General features: G+C 63.3%; 4 protein-coding genes. 3 read left to right on the top strand and 1 reads right to left on the bottom strand.

Annotated elements, in window-relative coordinates:
• The first annotated feature begins 130 nt into the window (after positions 1-130).
• Genes EOA86_RS23080 through EOA86_RS23070 form a run of 3 tightly spaced genes read left to right on the top strand, consistent with a single transcriptional unit; the run spans position 131 to position 3,234 of the window.
• Positions 131-328, top strand: a complete 198-nt coding sequence (locus tag EOA86_RS23080) for a hypothetical protein (RefSeq protein WP_128343761.1) — start codon at positions 131-133, stop codon at positions 326-328.
• Between the two features lie 60 nt (positions 329-388).
• Positions 389-1,711 (top strand): homoserine dehydrogenase, encoded by a 1,323-nt coding sequence (locus EOA86_RS23075; protein ID WP_128343759.1) that lies wholly within the window; start codon positions 389-391, stop codon positions 1,709-1,711.
• Between the two features lie 20 nt (positions 1,712-1,731).
• The gene (locus EOA86_RS23070) at positions 1,732-3,234 is read left to right on the top strand and encodes an FGGY family carbohydrate kinase (RefSeq protein ID WP_128343757.1); all 1,503 of its coding nucleotides are present in this window, start codon (positions 1,732-1,734) and stop codon (positions 3,232-3,234) included.
• Here the strand turns inward: EOA86_RS23070 and EOA86_RS23065 are convergent.
• Positions 3,224-4,186 carry a sugar-binding transcriptional regulator gene (locus EOA86_RS23065; RefSeq protein ID WP_029355395.1) on the bottom strand — a complete coding sequence of 321 codons (963 nt, stop codon included), beginning with the start codon at positions 4,184-4,186 and terminating at the stop codon, positions 3,224-3,226. The genes EOA86_RS23070 and EOA86_RS23065 overlap by 11 nt on opposite strands.
• Positions 4,187-4,626 lie beyond the last annotated feature (440 nt).

Here is a 4,626-nt window from a genome sequence, read left to right as displayed (position 1 = left end):
GACCTGCTTGGCGCGCCCTTCTTCGAGGTCGGCAGCTAAGATACTGGCATGCGCCGATCGGGCATGCCGGTTGGCGATACCTGTCGCGCGATCCGTCGTTATCAATAGACGCACCGGCAGCTGAGCCGCCATGAAGCAGCTTATCGCCGCACTTGCTCGCTTGCGAGAAGCGATGTCTCGGTCATCGCCGTCTGCATCCCTAGAGATCACCGCCTTCTGCTCCCTAGCTGACCGCGCAGCCAAGCAGCATGCCAAGGGCGCACAAATCGAATCACACAATTTTGGAAAGAAGGCTGCCGAATTGCAGGTTGAAATATTTTTCATTTAGAAATAGGAATGTTCAAAATGACTTCGAGGCCGCGGCGCGGCAAGAGCTGGAGGAAGCGACATGGCCCATCCGCAATTTGCAGCGGAACTTTTGCAACGCGCTGAAAAGCAGGGGCCGATCACCATCGGGCTTGCCGGCGCCGGGCAGATGGGCACCGACATCGTCGTCCAGGTGGCGTTGATGCCGGGCATGCGGATCGGCGCCATTTCCGAGGTCAGGCCGCAGGCGGCGACCGATGCAGCGCTGCTCGCCGGCCACGACCGCTCGGACATCGTCCACGCCGGCAATGCAGCTGATATCGACCGCGCAATCGAGGCCGGCAAGATCGCGGTGACCGAAGATTTGCATGCGCTGGCTTCCGCCGGCCGTATCGACGTCATCATCGACGCGACAGGCAATCCCAACATCGGCACGCTGTTCGCGCTCGAAGTGATGAAGAACGGCAAGCATATCGTCATGCTCAACGTCGAAGCCGACATCACCATAGGCCGCTTTCTCAAGGAGGAGGCGCGCAAGGCGGGCGTCGTCTATACCGGTGCGGCCGGCGACGAGCCGGCCTGCACGCTGGAGATCATCGGCTTTGCCAAGAGCCTCGGCTTCAACATCATCGCCGCCGGCAAGGGCAAGAACAATCCGCTGAAGATCGACGCCATGCCGGCCGATTACGAGAAGGAGGCGGCCGAGCGCAACATGAATGCGCGCATGCTGGTCGAATTCGTCGACGGCTCGAAGACGGCGATCGAGATGGTGGCGATCGCCAATGCCACTGGCCTGGTGCCCGACGTGCCCGGCATGCACGGCCCGACCGCGACGCTGGAGGAACTCGCCAGCGTGCTTTGCCCGCGCGAGGATGGCGGCGTGCTGCATCGCAAGGGCGTGGTCGACTATTCGATCGGCAAGGGCGTCGCGCCCGGCGTGTTCTGCATCATCGAGACCCGGCATCCGCGCGTGCTGGAGCGCATGATCGACCTCAAGGTCGGCAAGGGCCCCTATTTCACGATCTTCCGCCCTTATCATTTGACCAGCCTGGAAGTGCCGCTGTCGGCGGCGCGCGCCGTGGTCTACAAGCGCGCCGACATGGGGCCGCTCGACCATCCGGTCGCCGAGGCGGTGGCGGTTGCCAAGAGCGACCTTGGCCTTGGCCAGTCGCTCGGCATGATCGGCGAGAACGACTATCGCGGCTTCGCCATGACCTGGGAGGACGCGCGCGCCCGCGGCGCCCTGCCGCTCGGCCTCGCCGAGCGGGCCAAGGTGGTCAAGCCGGTCAAGACAGGCGATTTCCTCACCTACGAAAACTGTGTACCCGACGATTCGATGGTGATAACCCAAATCCGCCGTCGTCTCGACCAGTCGGACGGACGGTTCGTTACGAACGCCGCCTGAATCCGCTGGATTTCCACCTGATGGACGATGTCGTAATCGGGATCGACGCCTCGACGACGGCCGTGAAGGCGATCGCTTTCACGCGCGACGGCGAGGAACTGTTCCAGGCGCGCGAAGCCTATCCGCTTTCAAATCCCAAGCCCGGCCATTTCGAGCAGGATGCCGAACATTGGTGGACCGCGCTGCTCGGTGCATTGAAGCAGGTCACTGAGGCGGTGGGCGCTTCGCGGGTGGCGGCGATCTCCATCGCCCACCAGCGCGAGACCTTCACCCTGATCGATCACGCCGGCAAGCCGCTTATTCCGGCGATCCTGTGGCTGGACGAGCGCGCGCGCCCGCAAGTTATCAGGCTTTCGGCTGAGTTCGGCCGCGAGACGATCCGCGACTGGAGCGGCAAGCCGCCAGACCCGACGCCCGCGCTCTATGCGATCGCCTGGCTGGCCGAACACCAGCCGCAAACGCTCGACGACGCAGCCGCACTCGTCGACGTGCATGGCTTCTTCGTCCACCGGCTGACCGCACATCTGGTCACCAGCACGGCAAGTGCGGATCCGCTCGGGCTGCTCGACGTCAGGAATGGCACTTGGCACCCTGAGCTCGTTACCGCCGCAGGACTCCGGCCGGACCAGTTGCCGGAACTGGTCGCGCCGGGCGCAATCTGCGGCGGACTTGTCGAAAGTGCGGCACGGCTGACCGGCCTGAAGGCCGGCACGCCTGTTGTCGCCGGCGCCGGCGACGGCCAGGCGATGGGCCTCGGCATGGGCGTTCACGCCGAAGGCAAAAGCTATCTATCGCTTGGCTCGGGCATCGTCAGCGGCTGTTATTCCGGTAAGATCACGACGTCGAACGCGTTTCGAACGCTGGTCTCGCCGACCGGTTCGGGCTTCATGTTGGAGACCGTGCTGCGCTCGGGCATGCAACTGGTCGACTGGATCGTTCGCACGACCGGCTCGCCGTCGGCCGCAGCGCTGGAGAAGGCGGCGGTCGACGTTTCCGCCGGCAGCGAGGGCCTGCTTGTCATGCCCTATTGGGCCGGTGTCATGAGCCCCTACTGGGACGGCGCGGCGAGAGGCGCCATTGTCGGTCTGTCGCTGGACCATGAGCCGAAGCACCTTTTTCGAGCGGTTCTGGAAGGCATCGCCTTCGAGCAGGCCATCGCCAGCGAAGCAATGGAAACTCAAGCCGGCGGCAAACCGGCGGCTGTGATAGCTGCCGGCGGCGGCACCAACTGCGCCCTGCTGATGCGGATCATGGCAAGCGTGCTCGAGCGGCCGCTCTCCGTCTCGCCGGTCAACGAAGCCGCAGCGCTCGGCGCCGCCATGCTGGCGGCCTCCGCCATCGGATGGTTTCCCTCGCCGGAGACCGCGGCTGAGGCGATGGCCGCGCCGCCAACCAGGCATGTCGAGCCGGTCGAGGGGCTGATCTCCGGTTATCGCGCGCGCAAGGCGATCTACCGCGACCTTTATCGGGCGACGCGCGACATCCATGCCCGCCTCGACGCGCTAAGCGAGGCTAGCGGTTGAGCAGGCCCTTGGCCGCATCCTCGTCGGTGATCAAAACCGATATCTTGGTGTTGGCGAGCGCCGCCCGCATGATGGCAATTTTTTCCTGCCCTCCCGAGACCAGGATGATGGCCGGGATGTCCGACAGGTCCTGCAGCGGATAGGCGCAGACCCGGCGGTTGACCTCATGGTCGACGAGCCGGCCCTCGGCGTCGATGAAATGGCATAAAATATCACCAACTGCGCCGGCCGCCTGCAATTCCTCGAGTTCGCTGGGCTTGATGAAGCCGTAATTGGCGATCGGGCTGTCGTTGGAAAATGATCCGACGCTGAGCACGGCGATGTTTGCCCGGCGCGCGCGGAAGACAACGTCCTGAACGCTGCGCTGGCTCATGAAGGCTTCGCGCTGCTCCGGCCTGTCGGCATAGACCGGTACCGGTAGCAGAAAGCACTCCGCACCGATCTTTTCGGCGAATTCCCAGGCGCTCTCGGTCGGGTTGAGCGGCTGGGCATGGGTGAGGCCGCCCAGCATGGAAACCACCGTCGTCCTGGCGATCGGCCGCCGCGGCAATTCGTTGATGGCGAATTTCAGCGTCCTCCCCCAGCCAAGTGCGATGACATCGCCGGCATTCACATTGTCGGCCAGATAGGCGCCCGCGGCATGGCCGATCATCAGCGGCGTGTTGGTTCGGTCGGCGGCCGACGGCACCACAACCGCCTGGCTCAGTCCGAAACGCTGCTTCAGAGCCTCTTCCAGCACCAAGCATTCGACCACGCTGTCGCGGATGCGGAACTGGACGACGCCCTCCTCACGCGCGGCGGACAGGATGCGATGCACCTTGATGCGACCGATGCCGAGGATCTCCGAAATCCTCTCTTGCGTCAGCCCCTCGACATAATAGTGCCAAGCGGCACGGGCCTTCAGCTCGGCATCCGGGAAGCGCGAGGCCTTGTCATTCTCCGTCATCGCCATCTTTTTGCCCTCCCGCGGTCGTCCGAATCCTAAAATGCCATTCAAACGGCGTATCCGACCAAGCGCCACGAAATCGTTCTGCGTGCCCAGGACTCGAGATTTATGACATCGACAGGATATCGTCTACAACGCGAGATGAAAGCCAAAATGGTGAACATTTACTTCGTCTTGGCCGTCTCGGCCTGCTCAAGCAGCCGAAACGAAGTCGCGGGATGAGAGCGCACCTGAAACGCGGCATTTCATGCCCTTTCCTAAGGCAAACCGGCTGGCGGCGCAAACCGGCGTGGAATGATGCGGCGGGCCTTGACAATTTTCCGACGAACAGTTTAGCTGAACAAAATTGCATATCAAAGATAAATTGTTCACAGGGAGGTGCCTGGTGAGCAAGAGTGAGCCGACGACGCATCGCCGGATCGCTGATGGAGGAGACAAAATGGCTC

The sequence above is a fragment of the Mesorhizobium sp. M5C.F.Ca.IN.020.32.2.1 genome (assembly GCF_004023105.1).
GTDB lineage: Bacteria > Pseudomonadota > Alphaproteobacteria > Rhizobiales > Rhizobiaceae > Mesorhizobium > Mesorhizobium wenxiniae.
Note: the sequence above shows the minus strand (reverse complement) of the source record. Positions and strands in the feature narration are given on the sequence as shown.